This is a genomic window from Streptomyces sp. NPDC003393, assembly GCF_053589015.1.
In genome coordinates, this window is record NZ_JBSFRB010000033.1 from 1 (window position 1) to 17,595 (window position 17,595).

The 17,595-nt window shown below is 72.8% G+C and carries 13 protein-coding genes; 11 read left to right on the forward strand and 2 right to left on the reverse strand.

The annotated features are described in order from the left end of the window. Window positions 1-103: 103 nt before the first annotated feature. Window positions 104-1,354 (reverse strand): FAD-dependent monooxygenase, encoded by a 1,251-nt coding sequence (locus ACWDUZ_RS26970; RefSeq protein WP_451634389.1) that lies wholly within the window; start codon window positions 1,352-1,354, stop codon window positions 104-106. A gap of 98 nt (window positions 1,355-1,452) precedes the next feature. Then, window positions 1,453-1,893, reverse strand: a complete 441-nt coding sequence (locus ACWDUZ_RS26975) for an SRPBCC family protein (RefSeq protein WP_451634390.1) — start codon at window positions 1,891-1,893, stop codon at window positions 1,453-1,455. A 1,043-nt stretch (window positions 1,894-2,936) separates the two neighbouring features. Here ACWDUZ_RS26975 and ACWDUZ_RS26980 point away from each other — a divergent pair. From ACWDUZ_RS26980 to ACWDUZ_RS27030, 11 genes are all read left to right on the forward strand, one after another. After that, on the forward strand, window positions 2,937-3,626 hold the full coding sequence (locus ACWDUZ_RS26980) for a hemerythrin domain-containing protein (RefSeq protein WP_451634391.1): 690 nt from the start codon (window positions 2,937-2,939) through the stop codon (window positions 3,624-3,626). Window positions 3,627-3,682: 56 nt separating this feature from the next. Further along, a complete protein-coding gene (locus ACWDUZ_RS26985; protein WP_451634392.1) occupies window positions 3,683-5,623 on the forward strand; it encodes an HAD-IIIC family phosphatase in 1,941 nt (646 codons plus the stop codon). A 319-nt stretch (window positions 5,624-5,942) separates the two neighbouring features. Then, window positions 5,943-7,727 (forward strand): fatty acyl-AMP ligase, encoded by a 1,785-nt coding sequence (locus ACWDUZ_RS26990; RefSeq protein WP_451634393.1) that lies wholly within the window; start codon window positions 5,943-5,945, stop codon window positions 7,725-7,727. Between the two features lies 1 nt (window position 7,728). After that, entirely contained in the window at window positions 7,729-9,504 is a 1,776-nt protein-coding gene (locus tag ACWDUZ_RS26995; protein WP_451634394.1) for an acyl-CoA dehydrogenase family protein, read from the forward strand. A gap of 9 nt (window positions 9,505-9,513) precedes the next feature. Next, window positions 9,514-11,298, forward strand: coding sequence for an acyl-CoA dehydrogenase (locus ACWDUZ_RS27000; RefSeq protein ID WP_451634395.1), 1,785 nt, complete (start codon window positions 9,514-9,516; stop codon window positions 11,296-11,298). A 57-nt stretch (window positions 11,299-11,355) separates the two neighbouring features. Beyond that, window positions 11,356-11,631: an acyl carrier protein gene (locus tag ACWDUZ_RS27005; protein WP_451634396.1), complete on the forward strand. Its 276-nt coding sequence runs from the start codon at window positions 11,356-11,358 to the stop codon at window positions 11,629-11,631. Beyond that, window positions 11,631-14,648, forward strand: coding sequence for a type I polyketide synthase (locus tag ACWDUZ_RS27010; protein ID WP_451634397.1), 3,018 nt, complete (start codon window positions 11,631-11,633; stop codon window positions 14,646-14,648). The genes ACWDUZ_RS27005 and ACWDUZ_RS27010 overlap by 1 nt, the downstream gene beginning before the upstream one ends. After that, the gene (locus ACWDUZ_RS27015; RefSeq protein ID WP_451634398.1) at window positions 14,645-15,679 is read left to right on the forward strand and encodes a 3-oxoacyl-ACP synthase III family protein; all 1,035 of its coding nucleotides are present in this window, start codon (window positions 14,645-14,647) and stop codon (window positions 15,677-15,679) included. The genes ACWDUZ_RS27010 and ACWDUZ_RS27015 overlap by 4 nt, the downstream gene beginning before the upstream one ends. Beyond that, complete coding sequence (locus tag ACWDUZ_RS27020; protein WP_451634399.1) at window positions 15,676-15,921, forward strand: acyl carrier protein; 246 nt, start codon at window positions 15,676-15,678, stop codon at window positions 15,919-15,921. The genes ACWDUZ_RS27015 and ACWDUZ_RS27020 overlap by 4 nt, the downstream gene beginning before the upstream one ends. Further along, complete coding sequence (locus ACWDUZ_RS27025; protein WP_451634400.1) at window positions 15,918-16,784, forward strand: 2-oxo acid dehydrogenase subunit E2; 867 nt, start codon at window positions 15,918-15,920, stop codon at window positions 16,782-16,784. The genes ACWDUZ_RS27020 and ACWDUZ_RS27025 overlap by 4 nt, the downstream gene beginning before the upstream one ends. Further along, window positions 16,690-17,568, forward strand: coding sequence for a 4'-phosphopantetheinyl transferase family protein (locus ACWDUZ_RS27030; RefSeq protein ID WP_451634401.1), 879 nt, complete (start codon window positions 16,690-16,692; stop codon window positions 17,566-17,568). The genes ACWDUZ_RS27025 and ACWDUZ_RS27030 overlap by 95 nt, the downstream gene beginning before the upstream one ends. Window positions 17,569-17,595: the final 27 nt, after the last annotated feature.

A 17,595-nucleotide genomic window follows, 5' to 3' on the forward strand; every position in this document is an offset into this window, starting at 1 on the left:
GGTGGCCCCGGCGCGGGGGCCCGGGCGGCGTCGGGCGCGGCTCCGCCCTCAATTGGCCGCCCCGCCCCTTCCGGGGCGGCGGGACAAATGCTGTGCGGCCGGGTCACACCCGGCTGGCCGGGCGCTGGGCGGCCGCCTTGTGCGGGCCCGGCTTCTGCAGCTGGAAGTAGGCGCCGGCGAGCACCCGCTGCTTCAGCGACTGGCTGTGGTCCACCACGCGGTAGAGGGCGCGCCGCAGGATCCCGCCCGCGCCGTGCAGCGCGAAGAGCCGCTCCTGGCGCAGCTGGAGCCCGCGGGACTTGCCCACCGAGGTCTCGCGCGCGTGCTGGAACCGCTCGGCCGCGTGCGTCAGCTGCTCGGGCGTGCCGCCGGCCCGGAAGGCCGACTGCACCAGCGGTGCCAGCGTCACCGCGTCGATGATGGCGTGGTTGACGCCTTGGCCCAGGATGGGGGTCAGGGTGTGCGCCGCGTCGCCGGTCAGGACGAGCCCGGGGCGGTGCCAGCGCGGCACCAGCGTGGTGAAGATGTCCAGCATGGAGGTGTCGGACCAGCTCCGTATCTCCGAGCGCACCGCGTCGGAGAGCTCGGGGGCCAGCCGGTCCAGGCGCCCGTACAGGGCGGGCAGTCCCTGGGCGCGCAGCTCCTTGAGGCCGCCCTTGGGGATGTTGAAGCCGACCCGCACGCTGTCCGGGTGCGTGGGGATGAACAGCCCGTGCTGGTCGCCCCGGATGCGGATGCGGTACGTACGGTTGTCCCACTCCTTGGGGAAGGGCAGCTTCAGCCACACGACGTCCCGCTCCAACGGGACGCGGGTGTAGGGGAGTTTGGACATCTCCCGTACCTTGCTGAACCGGCCGTCCGCCGCCACCGTGAGGGCGGCCCGCACGGTCACCTCGCCGTCCGGGGTTCGGGCCCGCACCCCGGACACGGTCCCGTCGTCCTCCTCCACCAGGCTGGTCGCCGTGGCCCTGCGCACCAGGGCGAAGTGCTCCGCGTGCTCCTCGCCCATGCCGGCGAGGGTTGAAAGCAGCGCGGGCTGGGGCAGCTCCACCGGGTAGGGGTGCGGGTAGGGGAAGCGGGTGAAGTCGGCGCGCAGCACCGTGCTGCCCGCGTCCACGATCTCCATGCGGTGCATCTGCTGGTAGGCGCCGTCGAGACGGTCGAGGAGACCCAGCCGGTCCAGGAGCCACACCGAGTCGGGGGAGACGGACTCGCCGCGGAACGACCGGTCGAAGTGGCCGCTCTGCTCCAGGACCACGACGGAGACCGAACGTTTGGCGAGCTCCACGGCGAGCGTGAGACCCGCGGGCCCTCCTCCGACTACGCACACCTGCGCGGTCAGCTCATTAGCCATCGTCACTGCTGCCTTTCCGGAGGAGGAGCACGGTGGGCCGGATCGTCCCGACGCGGACTAAAGAGGCTCTTGCGGACCTTCTCCGCAAAGACGGGGCCTCAGACGGTGGCCCGCGCCTCGACCCGCGTCTTCAGCGCGTCGGTGAGCCGGGTGAAGCCCACTTCGCTCTGCCGGATGAGCGGGCCGGTGACGGGCACGAGCACGCCGGTGAACGTCTCTGTCTGCAGGACGTGCGTGCCCCCGTCACGGGGCGTCAGCACGAAGCTGTGCAGGCCATCGAAGACTCCCGGAGCGCCGAGGCGGCCGCGCCAGCGCAGCAGGCGTCCTGGTTCACTGACGAGCACGGTCGGTTTGAACACCATCTCGCGGCCGCCGTTCGGCAGGCGGAACCGCAGGCTGAGGCGCTGGCCGACAAGTGCCCGGCCTGAGGCCTCCACGAGGAAGGGGTTCCATTCATGGAACCGCGAGAAGTCGGTCAGAGTGGACCACACCTCTTCGGCGCTGGCGTCGATCTGGACCTCGGAGGAGATGCGGCGCATGGCGTTGCGCTCCTTCCACGGCCCCGTCGGGAACCGTTCACAGGGGAATCGGAAATCCACGGTGGCCAGGACAGCCCGGTTCTCATGGCGTGCCGGAGCGCCCCCTTGGCCGCGCTCTGGCGGCAGTCATGCACCGGGAGGGACCTTCAGCGGGCCGGCGCAGTCCACCGACGGTTCGGCGGAGAGCGCCGGGACGAGCCGGGCGGCGTGTTCCTGCCCACAGCCCCTGCCTCTCCACGGACGTGATGGTCACCGGGAGCCTGCGGGGCCCGGCTAAAGCGCCGCTTGCGGTCGTGCGCCACACGGATCGGCGGCAGGCTCCGGGTGCGTATCGCCACCAGTGAGGAGACACCATGCCGGGGACGACGTGCACGTGGCGGGCAGGCTCTGGCGGGGTGAACCCGACTCCGCCCGGTCGGCCGTGGAGCCGGGGGTGTACGACCCGGAGCAGTGCGCGGCCGACGCCGTCGTGTCCGTGCCCGCCGCCACCGCTCCCGCGGACAGGGCCGGGACGCCCGGCCGGCCGCGCCACCGCAGCAGCGGCCGGGTTCGCTGTCCGGGACGGCGGGCGACCGTCTCCCGGCCGCTGTCCGGCCGCCAGAAGCGCAACGCGGGGCGGGTACCCGGGTTGGCCTGTCCCGAGGCCTCGACCAGGAACGGGTTCCAGGCGTGTGCGCGCTCGAAATCGGTCAGGCGGGCCCCCACCTGGCCGGGGCGCGTCGACGGGGACGTCGCAAAGAGACGCGGCGCATGCGCGTCCCCCCCGTTGGGCCGGGACGGCGGTGGCCTCCGGCGGCGGACGCCGCCCGAGGCCACCGGCACCCGCACCCACCAACCGCTCCGGCGCCGGCGCGGCTCAAGCGGGGCCCCGCTGGGCCGCCGGTCCGAGCCAATTACGAAACGCGCGTTGCGTAATCGCAGGAGACCCGCGTACCGTGAATAACGAAACGTATGTAGCGAAAATGCGGGCGCAAGAAGCGCTTAAGGCCGGCCGGACACGATCCGGCGGCAACGTACCGACCACGAAGGCCAGGGTGAGAAGGATGTCGGCCAGCAACGGACGGGGTGCGCCGGACACCGGGGAGATGGTGGTCGTGCACCGCCTGTTCCTCCAGGAGTACGCGGCGGCGCCGGCGGTGGTCCGGGCGGTGGCCGCCGGCGACACGGCGCGTGCCGCCTTCGTCGCCGACCATCTGGCGGCGCTCGGCCAGATGCTGACGGAGCATCACCTCGCCGAGGACGAGCTGGTGTGGCCGCGGCTCGCGGCCGATCCGGCCGTCGACGCGGGGCTCGTGGCCCGGATGGAGGAACAGCACGAGCGGATCGCCGACGCCCTCGGCCGTCTCGAACGGGCCCTGCCGCAGTGGGGCGCCCGGGCCGAGCCGGACCTCAGGGGCGAGGTGGCGGACGCCTGCGCCGCCCTGCTGCCCGCCCTGGAGGAGCACCTCGGCGACGAGGAGCGGCACATCCTGCCGCTGGTGCCGGGCCGGTTCACCGCGGCGCAGTGGGCGCGGCTGAGCGAGCGCGGCCGGGCCGCCGTGCCCCGGGCACACCGCCTGTACATGCTCGCCGCGCTGGGCGAGGCCGCCGGGACCGACCGCAGGGACGAGTTCCTGGGGCGGCTGCCCGGGCCCGTCCGCCTGCTGTACCGGGTGGCCGGTCGCCGGCTGCGCCGCCGCACCTGGGACCGCCTCAGCGGCGGCCGTACCGAGGACCGCGTGGCCGCGGCCTGAGCGCCGCGGCGCCGGCCGACCGTCAGACAAGCGAGCAGCGAAGTGAGGAAGAGTCCGTGAGCGCACCCGTGACGACCAGGCCCGCTCCCGCCGACCGTGCCGAGGCGCTGGACCGCATCCGTACCCTGCACACCGAGGGGCGGCTCGCCGAGGAGTTCCCCGCGGTGGGCGCCCTGCTGGCCGCACTCGCCCAGGGGCCCGCGGCCGCGGCCGACCTGGCCCGCGCCGGCCGGCTGCTCGCCCGGGTCGACCCCGCCCGCATCCACGCCGCCCACCCCGTCGCCCGGCCGCTGAACGTCACGGTGTCGGGACACGGCACGCTGGACGCGCTCACCGGCCCGCTCACCGCCGAGCTGGCCCGCCACGGCATCCCGCTGCGCGCCACCCACGGCGAGTACGACGGCTGGCGGCGCGATCTGCAGGACACCGCGGGACCGCTGTACGCCGACGACACCGACCTGTCGCTCGTCGTGCTCGACGCCCAGATCGTCTTCGACGAACTCCCGCAGCCCTGGCGGGTGTCGGACGTCGCCGACTCGGTCGCGGCCAAGCTGGGCCTGCTCGAGCGGCTCGCCGAGACGTACGTGAGCGACGGCTCGGGAACCCTCGTGCTCAACACCCTGCCGCTGCTGCCCGGGCACCTGCGCCAGCTCGTCGACCACCGCTCGCGCACCGAACTGTCGGTGCTGTGGCGGGAGTTCAACACCGGAATCCTGCGCATCGCGCTGGCCCACCCCCGGGTGCACGTCGTCGACCTCGATCCGCTGACCGCGGAGTCGGGCCCGGCCCGCGACAGCAGGCTCGCCGTCTACACCAAGGAACACCTCGGCGGTGAACTGCTCGGCCGGTACGCCCGGGAGGTCGCGCACCTGGCCCGGGCGCTGCGCGGCCGCACCAAGAAGGTGCTCGTCGTCGACCTGGACCACACCCTGTGGGACGGCATCCTCGGCGACGACGGCCCCGATGGCATCGCCGTCGCCGGGACCTACCGGGGCGAGGCCTTCAAAGCCTTCCAGAAGGTGGTGCGCCAGCTGGGCTCCCAGGGCGTTCTGCTCTGCGTGTGCAGCAAGAACGACCAGGAGCCCGTGGAGCGGGTACTCGCCGACCACCCCGACATGGTGCTGCGGCCGGACGATTTCGTGCGGATCACCGCCAACTGGCAGCACAAGGACGGCAATCTGCGGGAGATGGCCGCACGGCTCAACCTCGGCACGGACAGTTTCGTGTTCGTCGACGACTCGCCCTTCGAGTGCGGACTCGTCGCCACCTCCGTGCCCGAGATCGCCGTGGTCCGCCTCGACGAGGAGCCCGCCCTGCACATCGATCGGCTGCTCGCCGACGGCTGGTTCGACGTCCGCGAACTGACCGAGGCGGACCGGGGCCGGGCCGGCCAGTACCGGGCCGACGCCGGACGCCTGGAACTCCTGGACGGCGCCGCGTCGATGGAGGAGTATCTCCAGGCCCTGGACGTCCGGGTCACCGTCGCACCGGTGACCGAGGCGGACGTGCCCCGAATCTCCCAGATCACCCTGCGCACCAACCAGTTCAACCTCACCACCCGGCGGCTGGGCACCGACGAGGTGCGGGCCCTGCTCAACTCGCCGCGCCATCTGGTCCTGGCCGTCCGGTCCGCGGACCGCTTCGGCGACAACGGACTGGTCGGGGCGGTGTTCGCCGAGCGCGGGCCGGACGCGCTGCGCATCGACAACGTCCTGCTCAGCTGCCGGGTCTTCGCCCGCGGCATCGAACAGGCCGTCCTGGCCGCGCTGCTGGCCCACGCCCGGGACACCGCGGCACCGGCCGTCGTCGCCTCGTACCGGCCCACCGCCAAGAACGGCAAGGTCCGCGACCTGTACCCGTCGCTGGGCTTCGAGACCGTGCGCAGGGGCGACGACGGCTCCCTCGACTTCCGCCACGACCTCACCCGGCTGCCGCCGCGGCCCGGCCACGTCACGCTCCATGCGGCCTTCACACCACCCGTGACGCCCGCCGTCTGACCCCGTACCCCGCAGACATCCCGGCTCCGGCCGGGGACCGGCATCGTCCCGGCGCGTCACCATCCCCCGCCGCGCCCGGGGCCGGCCGGTCCGCCCGGAGCCGGGAGCCGTACGCCCCTGGCGTGCGGCGCGTGCCGACTGCCGCTCGCCAGCCCCCCCTCTGGCGGGCGGCAGCCGCATGTCCGCCCGCCCGAGGGCCGGCGGAACCCGGCCGGGCAGCACAAGCGGCGCCTTAGGGCAGCGGGCGAGGCTCGGACACGTCCCAGACAGCCCTCGCCGGCACCACGCCTGCGGATCTCGGAGAGGTCAGGCAAAGACGTTGACAAGCTTCCGAACCTTCACGGAACTGGTTCTGGACCGTGCGGCCGAGCTCGGTGCCGAGGACGCCTTCATCTTTCTGCCGGACGATGCCAACGGCTCGGTCCCCGAGCACCTGTCGTACGCGGGGCTCGACCGGGACGCCCGGCGGATCGCCGCCTGGCTGCAGGCGAACGGCGCCGCGGGCGGACAGGTGCTCCTGCTGTACCCCTCGGGCACCGACTTCATCAAGGCGTTCACGGGCTGCCTGTACGCCGGTTCCGTCGCCGTGCCCGCCCCGCTGCCCACCGAGCAGGGCCAGCACTTCACCCGGGTGTCCGGCATCCTGCGCGACGCCCAGGTCTGCGCGGTGCTGACCGACTCGGCGAACGCGCCCGAGATATCCGCCTGGCTCGCCTCCGAGGGCTTCACCGACGTGCTGTGCCTGGCCACCGACACCGCGGACTACAGTGACGCGAGCGCCTACCGGGTGCCGGACCTCACCCCCGAGCACCTCGCGTTCCTGCAGTACACCTCCGGCTCGACCAGCGACCCCAAGGGCGTCATGGTCTCGCACCGCAATCTGCTGGCCAACGAGGCCGCGATCCAGAACGCCGCCGGAACCGACGGGCAGACCCGGTTCGGCGGATGGCTGCCCTTCTACCACGACATGGGTCTCATCGGGCACATCCTGCACCCGCTGTACATCGGCGGCTCCGCCGTGCTGCTCTCCCCGACGTCCTTCCTGCGCCGCCCGCACCGCTGGCTGAAGGCCATCGGCGACTACGGCGTCACCATCGGCGGCGGCCCCAACTTCGCGTTCGACCTGTGCGTGCGGCGGGTGACCGACGCACAGTTCGCCGAACTCGACCTGTCCACCTGGGCGTGCGCCGCCAACGGTGCAGAACCGATTCGCCGCGAGACCATCGAGGCATTCACCCAGCGCTTCGCGCCCGTCGGCTTCAAGCCCGAGTCGTTCTTCCCCTGCTATGGCATGGCGGAGACCACCCTGCTCGTCTCCGGTACCCCCAAGGACCGCCGCCCCGCCGTGCGTACCGTCGACGTGGCCGCCCTCGAACAGGGCACGCTCACCGACCCGGTGGCCGAAGGACGGCGCCGGGAACTGGTCAGCAGCGGCGTCATCCACGACTTCACGGTAAAGATCGTCGACCCCGACACCCGGATCGAACGCCCGGAGGGCTCGGTCGGCGAGATCTGGGTCAAGGGCGACAGTGTGGCCTGCGGCTACTGGAAGCGCCCGCTGACCAACGTGGAGATCTTCGACGCGCACATCACCGACGGCGACGGCGGCGAGGATGCGGGCGGCTGGCTGCGTACGGGCGACCTCGGCGCCCTGGAGGACGGCGAGCTCTACGTCACCGGTCGTCTCAAGGAGCTGATCATCTTCTCCGGGCGCAACCTCTACCCGCAGGACGTCGAGCGGGCGGTGCAGGCCACCGACAAGGCCCTGGGCGTCGGCTCCGGCGCGGTGTTCACCGTCGAGACCGACCGCGAGCACCTCGTCGTGGTGCAGGAGGTCCGGATCAGCGCCGTCGACGGCGACCTGCGCAGCCTGGCCACGACCATCCAGAGCCACATCGGGCAGCAGCTCAACGTCCCGGCGGGCAACGTGCTCCTGGTCCGGCCCGGCACCATCCGCAAGACCACCAGCGGGAAGATTCAGCGCACCCTGATGCGCAAGCTGTTCCTGCAAGGTGCGCTCACCCCCCTGTACGAGGTGCTGGAGCCGGCCGTCCGCCAGATCGTCGCGGACGCCTCCGGTCCCGCCCTGGCCGCGACGGCCTGACATGGCCGAGCCCACAGTGTCGGTCGCCGAGGAACTCGACGCGTTCCTCGGCGACCCCGATGCCCCCGGCGGCTGGTTCTCGTACAAGCGATGCGTGGAGCTCGACGACAAGGAAGCGTTCCCGGCCGACATCTGCCGCCGCCTCGACGACTGGGGGCTCCCCGGTCACTACGTACCGGTCGAACACGGCGGAAGGCTGACCGACTACGCGACGCTGCTCCAGGTCATGCGCGCCGTCGCCCGCCGCGACCTCACCGTGGCGATCGGGCACGGCAAGACCTACCTGGGCGGTATCTGCGTCTGGGTGGCCGGCACCCCCGAGCAGGCCGCCGCGCTCGGCGCGGACATCCGCGCCGGGGTACCCGTCTCGCTCGGCCTGACCGAGCGCGCCCACGGCAGCGACCTGCTCGCCGGCGAGGTACACGGCACGCCCAGCGAGCGGGGCTGGCTGGTCGACGGTGAGAAGTGGCTGATCAACAACGCGACCAGGGGCAGCCTGCTGTCCCTGCTCACCCGGACCGACCCGGCCGGCGGACCGCGAGGCTTCAGCATCCTGCTCGTCGACAAGCGCGAGCTGGACCCGGCCATGTACCGCCATCTGCCCAAGGTGCGCACCCACGGCATCCGGGGCGCGGACATCTCCGGCATCGCCTTCGAGGGCGCGGCCGTCGACCGGTCCGCGCTCGTCGGCACCCAGGGCGCGGGCCTGGAGATCGTCCTCAAGGCGCTGCAGCTCACCCGGACCATGTGCGCGGCCCTGTCCCTGGGCGCCGCTGACCACGGTCTGCGCATCGTCCTCGACTTCGCTCTCGACCGCGGGCTGTATGGCCGACGTCTCGTCGAGCTGCCGCAGGCCCGCCAGGTGCTGGGCACCGCCGCGGCCGACGTGCTGCTGCACGAGGCACTGGGCATCGCCGCCTCCCGTCTGGTGCACACCCAGACCGACGAGATGAGCGTGACCGCGGCCGTCACCAAGTACCTGCTGCCCAGCGGCACCGAGGACGTGCTCTTCCGGCTCACCCGGGTGCTCGGCGCCCGCGCCTTCCTCAAGGGCGTGCACGCGCACGGCATGTTCCAGAAGGTGGAGCGCGATCACCGCATCGTCGGCATGTTCGACGGCAACACGCTGGTGAACCTCAACTCCCTGGTCAACCAGTTCCGTGCACTGGTACGCGGACGGCAGCGCGGCACCGGCGACGTGGCCGGTGCCGCGGCCGCCTACGACCTGTCCACGCCATTGCCCCGGCTCGACCCCGGGCGGCTGTCCCTGGTCGCGCGCCGCGGCAGCGGTGTCCTGGCCGGCTTCGAGCCGTGCGTGGCCCGGCTCGAAGGGCTGGCCGGCGAACGGCCCGCGCTGGCTTTGGCCGCCGCGGCGGCCCGCCGTGTCGCGGACATCGTCGACCGGGTCCACCAGGAGATGGAGCAGTGGCAGGGGCTCGTCGGTGACGTGCCTCCCGCCGCCTTTGAGGTGGCCCGCCGCTACGCCCTGTGCCATGCCGCGGCGGTCTGCCTCGGCCTGTGGACGCACAGCGCGGCGCAGTTCGCGGGCACCGCCACCGAACCGCTGTGGCGGGACGGGCTGTGGCTGCGAGCGGCCCTCGACCGGATCCTGGACCGCCTCGGCGAAGGCGGCGGCGCGGACGACGAGGCGTACGACGCGCTGCTCGACTACATGATCACCGCCCGGCGTGCAGGCGAGCTCTTCTCGCTGTACCCCCACCGACTGCCGGGAACGCCGGCCGAGCCGGTGGCCGACGCGCCCAACGCATGCAACTGAGAGGACGCCATGCTGATCGGTACCGCGGCCAAGGGGCCGCACGGAGCGTCCGCCGGAGCACAGGGAACCCGCCCGCCCGGCGGCCAGGAAGGCCGGGCCGTCGCCCGCGTCGCCGAGCTGGAACAGCGCCTCGGTGACCCCACCGACGAGCGGGGGGAGATCTCGTACGCGGCACTGCTCGCGGACGACGAGCGCGGGGAGCTGTCCGAGCCGGGCGAGCGCGCCCTCGACGAGCTGAGGCTCAACGCCGAGTTCGTGCCGGTCCACCATGGCGGACGCCTGGAGCGGATCGACACTCTGGTCCGGGTGATGCGCCAGGTCTTCCGCCGCGACATCGCCCTCGGTCTCGGCTACGGCGTCACCTCCTTCATGGCGGCCGTCAACGTGTGGAGCTCCGGTACCGAACAGCAGCAACGACGCCTCGCCGAGCTGCTGCTCGACGGCAAGAAGGTGTCGGTGGCCTACCACGAACTCGCGCACGGCAACGACTTCGTGCGCAATGAGTTCCAGGCCCGCCCGGTGGACGGCGGCTACCTCCTCAACGGCGCCAAGCAGGTCATCAACAACGCCGACCGGGCCGCGGCCTGGGTGCTGTTCAGCCGGACCAGCCCGGTACCCGGCAGCCGCAGCCACTCCGTCGTCCTGGCCGAGCGGGACACCCTGGACCAGGACCGGTTCCAGGTCCTGCCGCGCTACGACGCGGTCGGGGTGCGCGGCTGCCATCTGTCGGGCCTGGACTTCGCGGACTGCCCGGTGCCGGCATCGGCGCTCGTCGGCGAGGAGGGCAAGGGCGTCGAACTGGCCCTGCGCGCCTTCCAGGTGACCCGCAGCGCGGTGCCCGGCATGGCGCTCGGCGCGACCGACACCGCCCTGCGCACCGTCACCGGCTTCGCCCTCGGCCGGCAGCTGTATCGCAAGTCGGTGATGGACATCCCGCACGCCAAGGCGACCCTGTCGACGACCTTCCTCGACCTGCTGATCTGCGACAGCCTCTCGCTGGCCGCGACCCGCGCCGTCCACGTGCTGCCCGAGGAGACCAGCGTCTACGCGGCCGTGGTCAAGTACCTGGTCCCCAAGATGCTCACCGACGCCATGTACGACCTCTCGATCGTACTGGGGGCCCGGTTCTACACCCGCGAGGGCGAGTTCGGGATCTTCCAGAAGCACGTGCGTGACCTGCCGGTGCTCAGCCTCGGGCACGCCGGCTCCGCCGCCTGCCAGGCCACGATCATCCCGCAGCTGTCCCGGCTCGCCCGCCGGTCCTGGTTCAAGGACGACCCGGCGCCCGCGAGTCTGTTCCGGCCGCGCGAGGACCTGCCCGACGTCGCCTTCGACCGGCTCACCCTCGCCAGCGGCCGGGACGGCCTGAGCGCCTCCCTGGTCGCCGCCGTCGACCGGCTGCCCAGCTCGAGCCCGCAGGAGCGGGCGGCGCACGGCGCCGCGCTGCGCCTCATGGACGAACTGCGCCAGATCCAGGAGCAGAGCCTCGACCTCGCTCCACAGGACCGCACGGCCCTGGCCAGCCCGGCCACCTTCGCCCTCGCCGACCGGTACGCGGTGCTGCTCGCCGCCGCCTCGGTGATCGGCGTGTGGCAGCAGGCGCAGGGCGGTCAGGACGACTTCCTCGCCGATCCGGCCTGGCTCGCCGCGGCACTGCACCGCCTCGGCCGACGCCTGGGCCACACCCTGCCCGACCTGCCGGCCGCCTGTGAGACGCGGCTGCACGACGAGGTGCTGCGCCGCTTCCGCGACGCCCGTAGCTACGACCTCTACAACACCCCGCTGGCAGGCTGAACCACCGCTTTGGCCAGCCGAGTTGACCGACCGAGGAACCCTTCCGAGGAGCGCAGAATGCCCGTTCCCACCGCCGGACGCACCACCGAAGAACTGACCGTGTGGCTGTCCGACCGCATCGCCCTCTACCTCAAGCGCAGGCCTCAGGAGATCGACCCGAGCGTGCCGCTGGCCGAGTACGGCCTCGACTCCGTCGCCGCCCTCAGCCTGTGCGGCGACATCGAGGAGGACTTCGACCTGATCCTGGAACCGACGGTCGCCTGGGACTACCCGACGGTCCAGGCCCTCGCCACCCATCTGGCACAGAGCCTGGCCGAGCCGGCGGCGGGCTGATGGACCGGATCGCCATCGTCGGTCTCGACTGCAGGTTCCCGGGGGCGCCCGACGCGGGCGCCTTCTGGGACCTGCTGATGCGCTCGGGGGACGGGGTCTCCCGGGTCCCCGCACAGCGGTGGGACGCCGCGGACTTCCACTCGCCGACCCCGGCGGAAGGACGCGCCAACACCACCGAGGGCGGGTTCATCGACGACCCGGACGCCTTCGACAACGAGTTCTTCACCGTCTCACCCCGTGAGGCGGCCGCCATGGACCCGCAGCAGCGGCTGCTCCTGCAGTGCGCCTGGCGTGCCGTCGAGGACGCGGGGATCGCCCCCAAGCAGCTCGCCGGCACCTCCACCGGTGTCTACGTCGGCATCATGGGCAACGAGTGGGCCCAGCTGCACCTCACCGACTACGACCGGGTCAGCGCCCAGGTCGGCTCCGGCAACGGCTACTGCATGACGGCCAACCGGGTCTCCTACCACCTGGACCTCAAGGGCCCGAGCCTCGCCGTGGACACGGCCTGCTCCTCGTCGCTCGTCGCCGTGCACCTGGCCGGCAACGCCCTGCTGTCCGGCGAGTGCGACTACGCCATCGCGGCGGGCGTCAACGTGGCGCTCACTCCCGCCCTGTCCATCTTCTACAACCAGGCCGGACTGTCCGCGCCGGACGGCCGGTGCAAGCCGTTCAGCGCCCAGGCGGACGGCATCGGCCGCGGCGAGGGCGTCGGCGCCGTCGTGCTGCGCCGCCTCGAGGACGCGCTCGCCGACGGCCAGCAGGTGTACGCCGTCATCCGCGGTAGCGCCGTCAACCAGGACGGCCGCAGCAACGGCATCACCGCGCCCAACCGCTGGTCCCAGCAGGAGGTCATCGGCGCCGCCTACCGCAGGGCCGGGGTCGATCCGGACCAGGTGGACTTCACCGAGGGGCACGGCACCGGCACCGTGCTCGGCGACATGATGGAGGTATCAGCACTGGGCCACCACCACGCCGGGCGCGCAGGACGGCCCATGGCCCTCGGCTCCGTCAAGGGCAACTTCGGGCACACGGAGGGCGCGGCCGGCATCGCCGGACTCATCAAGGTGGCGCTGTCCCTGCACCACCGCACCGTGCCCGCAAGCCGGTTCGCGGCCAAGGAGAACGAGCGCCTCGACCTGCGCGGCAAGGGGCTGCGGCTGCTCAAGGCCCCGCTGCGGCTGCCCCGTGGCACCAGCGTGGCCGGGCTCAGCAGCTTCGGCATGGGCGGCACCAACGCCCACGCCGTCCTGGAGTCCGCGCCGCCGACCGCCGTGCGCCCCGCGGCCGAGGGCGACGAGCGGCCCCGGGGGATCGGCAGCGCGCTGTTCACCCTGACCGCCCCCAGCCCGCAGGCCCTGCGCCGCAACCTGCACGCGCAGGCCGACGCGCTGGGCGCCCGGCGGTCCCCCGTCGGCCCCGTCGGCTGGACCTCCCACCGGGTCAAGGCCGGTCACCGGCACCGCTTCGCGGTCAGCGCCCCGGACACCGCGACGCTGGTGCAGCGGCTGCGGGCGGCGGCCGCCGACCCCGCCCTGTTCGCCGCGCTCACCGGGGAGGCCGGCACCGCCCCGCGCACCGCGTTCCTCTTCACCGGGCAGGGCTCCCAGTACCCGCGGATGATGGCGGGCCTGCACCAGGACTCGCCGCTGTACCGGCACTTCCTCGACGAGGCCGACGCCGCGCTCCGGCCGCACACCGGGCGCTCGGTGCGCGACCTCGTCCTGACCGGGGACGAGTCGGTGCACCTCACGCGGTGGGCCCAGCCCGCGCTGTTCGCCGTCGGCTACGCACTCGGCCGCACGCTCCAGGAACTAGGCGTGCAGCCCTCCCTGCTGCTCGGCCACAGCGTCGGCGAGTACGCGGCGGCCTGCCTGGCCGGAGTGTTCCCGCTGGACGCGGCCGCGCGGCTGATCGCGGCCCGTGGCGCGCTGATGCAGCAACTGCCCGACGGCGGCGGCATGCTGGCGGTCCTGGCCGATCGCGACGAGTTCGCCGAGCACCTCGCGGACGAGCCGGAGGTCGGCATCGCCGCCGTCAACGGGCCGCGCGCCACCGTGCTGTCCGGCGACGCCGAGGCGCTGCACCGTCTGGCCAAGGAGTTCGAGCGGGACGGCATCCGCACCCGGACGCTGCGCGTCTCGCACGCCTTCCACTCGCATCTGATGGACCCCATGCTGGATGACTTCGCCGAGGTCGCCCGCGAGGTCGGCGGGGGAGTGCCGCAGGTGCCGCTGTACTCCACGCTGTACGGCAGGCTCCTGGACGGCGAGGCGATGGACGCCGACTACTGGGTGGCGCACATCCGCCGCCCGGTGCTGTTCGCCGACGCGTTCACCGCCCTGGGGGAGGCCGGGCCCAGCCACACCGTGGAAGTCGGCCCGTCACCGGTGCTCTCCTCGCTGACCCGCAAACTGCCGCCCCCGGCCTCAGGGACCCGGCCGGTGGTCACCGCGCCGGTGCGGGGAGCGGAATCCGGCGGCGAGGACCTGGCGGACACCGTCGCCGCGCTGTATCGGGGCGGCCTGGACCCGCGGTGGGACGCCCTCTACCCGGCCCGCGACCAGACGCCGTACCGGCTCAGCCCGTACGCCTTCAACGACGAGCACCGGTATTGGACCGCGGGCCCGGCCCGCCGCCCCGGCGCGCCGCTGACCGGCGTCGCGGCCGAGACGCCGGCCCGGGCGGCGGAGGGCGCCGCGGACACCGCGGTGCTCGTCCTGGAGCGACCCGCGCCGACGGACCCGGTGACCGAGACCGCCCTCACCGCCATCGGACAGGTCGGCGGCTACGAGGTCTCCGAACTCGGCCCGCTGCTGCGGCTCTACGAGGACCTGGGCTTCGACTCCGTGATGGTCATGGAGCTGAAGAAGCGCCTGGAGGAACGCCTGCCCGCCCTCGCGGCCCTGACGGTGCAGGACATGCTGCCCCGCCTCGCGTCGGTCGGCGACCTCGTGGACTTCCTGCGGGAGTACTGCGCCCCCGCGTCCGACAGCACCCAGGAGAGGACAGCATGAGCGACCATCCGCACGACCGTCAGGTCCATCTCGCCGCCGTCGGCACCGCCCTGCCCGGCAACCCGGTCGGCAACGCCGAACTGGCCCGGGTGCTGGGCGCCAACGAGGAATGGATCGAGATGTTCATCGGCACCAGGACCCGGCACTTCGCCCGGGACCTGAAGACCGGCGCGGTGCGCTGGTCGCTGGCCGACCTGTGCGCGCAGGCGGGGGAGCGCGCCATCGCCGCCGCCGAGGCGGACCCGGGCGACATCGACTTCGTCGTCCTGGGCACCGCCACCCCGGACACCCTGATGCCGGCCACCGTCAACAACGTCGTCGACCTGCTCGGCCTCGACCAGGTGCCCACGTTCCAGCTGCAGTCCGGCTGCGCGGGCGCGGTGCAGGCGCTCAGCCTGGGCCGCACCCTCATCGCGTCCGGTGAGTACCGTACCGGCCTGGTCGTCGGCGGCGACGTGTGCAGCAAGCACCTCGACGTCGACCGCGACCTCGCCAAGGCGGCCCCCAGCGACCTGGTCAACTTCGTGCTGTTCGGCGACGGCGCGGGCGCCGCCGTGCTCACCGACGAACCGCTCGGCGCCCGAGTCGTGCTGCGCCACGTCCTGAACCGCTTCACCGGCCTGGGCCGCCCGCCCGGCCAGGTCATCGAGTGGTTCGGCCTCGCCGACCGCTACGACGACCGGCAGGCCCTCACCGAGGACTACAAGGCCATCGAGGAGCACGTCCCGGTGATGGCCGTGGAGATCCTCTGGGAGCTGCTCGGCGAACTCGACTGGCGCCAGGACGAGTTGGACTACATCCTGCCGCCGCAACTGTCCGGCCGGATGACCCGCAAGATCACCGAACAGCTCGACGTGCCCACGGCCACCGAGATCTCCTGCGTCGCCGACACCGGCAACAACGGCAACGCGCTGCCGTTCCTGCAGATCGAGCGGCTCCTGGAGAAGATGTCGGCCGGCCAGAAGGCTCTTGCCGTCGCCATCGAGTCCAGCAAGTGGATCAAGGCCGGTTTCGCCCTGGAGAGAATATGACCACCACCCGCCCCGCCTACAGCCTGGCCGACTTCGTCACGACCGTCCGCGACGAACTGGGTCTGCCTGTCACCGACGAGCAGGTCGCCGCCGACTTCGACGAACTGCCCGAGTGGGACTCGCTGCACCTGCTCAAGCTCGTCACCGCGGTGGAGGGGGCCACCGGCCTCACCATCCCGGTCGGCCGCGTCCTGGAGGCCCGCAGCCTGCGGCAGTTCTACGAACTGGCGGTCCCCGCATGACGACCGCGCCGCGGCGGCACCTGGAACGGCGCCGCCGCCACACCTTGTACTTCCTGGAGTGGGCGGCCGCACAGCGGCCCGTGCACCTGGACACCGAGATCGACATGACCCGGATCCAGGCGCACCGGGCCGCCGCCCGCGCCGACGGCATCCGCTACTCCATCGTCAGCTATCTGCTCCACGCGACCGGGCGCGCCCTGGCCCGGCACCCCGAGGCCAACGCGGTCATGGCGCCCGGCTGGCCGTCGGCGCTGCGCCGCCCCCGGACCGTACGGTTCGACTCGGTGACCGCGAAGCTGGCCCTGGACCGCACCGTGGACGGCGAACGCACCGTGCTGTCCGCCCTGGTGGCCGGAGTGGAGCAGCTCTCGCTCGACCAGGTGCAGGAGCAGGTGGACCGCTACCGGGGCGAACACACCGCCGAACTCCCGGAGTTCACAGGGGTGCGGATGCTGGGGCGGTTGCCCGTCCCGCTCGGCCGGGCGGCCTTCGCGGCGGCCCTGCGCGACCCCCGCCGCCGCCCCAAAGTCTTCGGCACCGTCTCGGTCAGCTCCCTGGGCCACGGAGCGGTCGACGGCTTCCACTCCGCGGGCGGCACCGCCGTCACCCTGTGCGCGGGGCGCGTCCTGGACCGCGCCGTCGTACGGGACGGGCGGGTCGTGGCGGCGCCGGTCATGCGGCTCGGGCTCACTTTCGACCACCGGGTGATCGACGGGGCGGCCGCCGCCGACCTGCTCGGCGATCTCCGGCAGACCATGGAGGACTTCGATGACGGCTCCAGGGAAACCCTCCCCGAGCCGAACGTTCGGCGAGCCGATCGTGATCACCGGACCGCGCGGGGACTGGAACAGAGTCCGACGTGACCTCGCCACCCACGCCACCGCGATCCTCTACGCACGCCTGGACGACTGGCGTCCCGAGCGGGCCGGCGGGCCGCGGCTGCGCACGCTGCTCGGCCGGGACTGGGCCCGCTACCTGGACCTGACGCACCCGCAGGTGCGCACCCGGTTCGCCTCGTCCCGTGTGCTGTTGAAGTTCGCCGCGGGCGCCGCGCTGCACGTGCCGCCCCAGTCGGTGGAACTGGGCTACACCCCCTCGGGGCGCCCGTATCTGCACGGCTACGACGGCGTGCAGATCAGTCTCAGCCACACCGAGGACCTGCTGCTTGTGGGTCTCGCCACCGGCGCGGTCATCGGCGTGGACGCCGAACGTGCCGACCGGTCGCTGTACGGGGCGGGACTCGGACGGCATCTGTGCACCCCGCGCGAGGCCGAACTGATCGAGGCCATGGCGGCCGAGGACCGGGATCCGGCGATGGTGCGGCTGTGGACGCTCAAGGAGGCGTACAGCAAGGCCATCGGGCTCGGCATGCAGTTCCGGTTCACGGACTTCGGGTTCGAGACCGATGGCACTCCCACCGGGGTACGCCGCCCGGACGGCACCCCGGGCACCGGCAGCGAATGGTCCTTCCGCACCTACGCGCTGCTCGACCAGTACACGGTCAGCGTGGCTGTGGGGGACTCCGGCTTCGGCGTCACCACGGACACCCAGGCGCACACCATGCTCGACGCGGGCATCGTCGACGCCCTGTCCGAGGCGCTCGGCGCCGAGGAGGACGACCGCCGCGGCGGCGATGACTGGTGGTGAGCCGCCCACCCCGGCCGGCGGCCGTAC

Excerpts from the sequence above, each read along its gene's own strand:
- ACWDUZ_RS27025 (WP_451634400.1), top strand. The coding sequence starts at position 15,918 with ATGACGACCGCGCCGCGGCGGCACCTGGAACGGCGCCGCCGCCACACC.
- ACWDUZ_RS27030 (WP_451634401.1), top strand. The coding sequence starts at position 16,690 with ATGACGGCTCCAGGGAAACCCTCCCCGAGCCGAACGTTCGGCGAGCCG.
- ACWDUZ_RS26995 (WP_451634394.1), top strand. The coding sequence starts at position 7,729 with ATGGCCGAGCCCACAGTGTCGGTCGCCGAGGAACTCGACGCGTTCCTC.
- ACWDUZ_RS27020 (WP_451634399.1), top strand. The coding sequence starts at position 15,676 with ATGACCACCACCCGCCCCGCCTACAGCCTGGCCGACTTCGTCACGACC.
- ACWDUZ_RS27000 (WP_451634395.1), top strand. The coding sequence starts at position 9,514 with ATGCTGATCGGTACCGCGGCCAAGGGGCCGCACGGAGCGTCCGCCGGA.
- ACWDUZ_RS26975 (WP_451634390.1), bottom strand. The coding sequence starts at position 1,893 with ATGCGCCGCATCTCCTCCGAGGTCCAGATCGACGCCAGCGCCGAAGAG.
- ACWDUZ_RS27015 (WP_451634398.1), top strand. The coding sequence starts at position 14,645 with ATGAGCGACCATCCGCACGACCGTCAGGTCCATCTCGCCGCCGTCGGC.
- ACWDUZ_RS27010 (WP_451634397.1), top strand. The coding sequence starts at position 11,631 with ATGGACCGGATCGCCATCGTCGGTCTCGACTGCAGGTTCCCGGGGGCG.
- ACWDUZ_RS26970 (WP_451634389.1), bottom strand. The coding sequence starts at position 1,354 with ATGGCTAATGAGCTGACCGCGCAGGTGTGCGTAGTCGGAGGAGGGCCC.
- ACWDUZ_RS26980 (WP_451634391.1), top strand. The coding sequence starts at position 2,937 with ATGTCGGCCAGCAACGGACGGGGTGCGCCGGACACCGGGGAGATGGTG.
- ACWDUZ_RS27005 (WP_451634396.1), top strand. The coding sequence starts at position 11,356 with ATGCCCGTTCCCACCGCCGGACGCACCACCGAAGAACTGACCGTGTGG.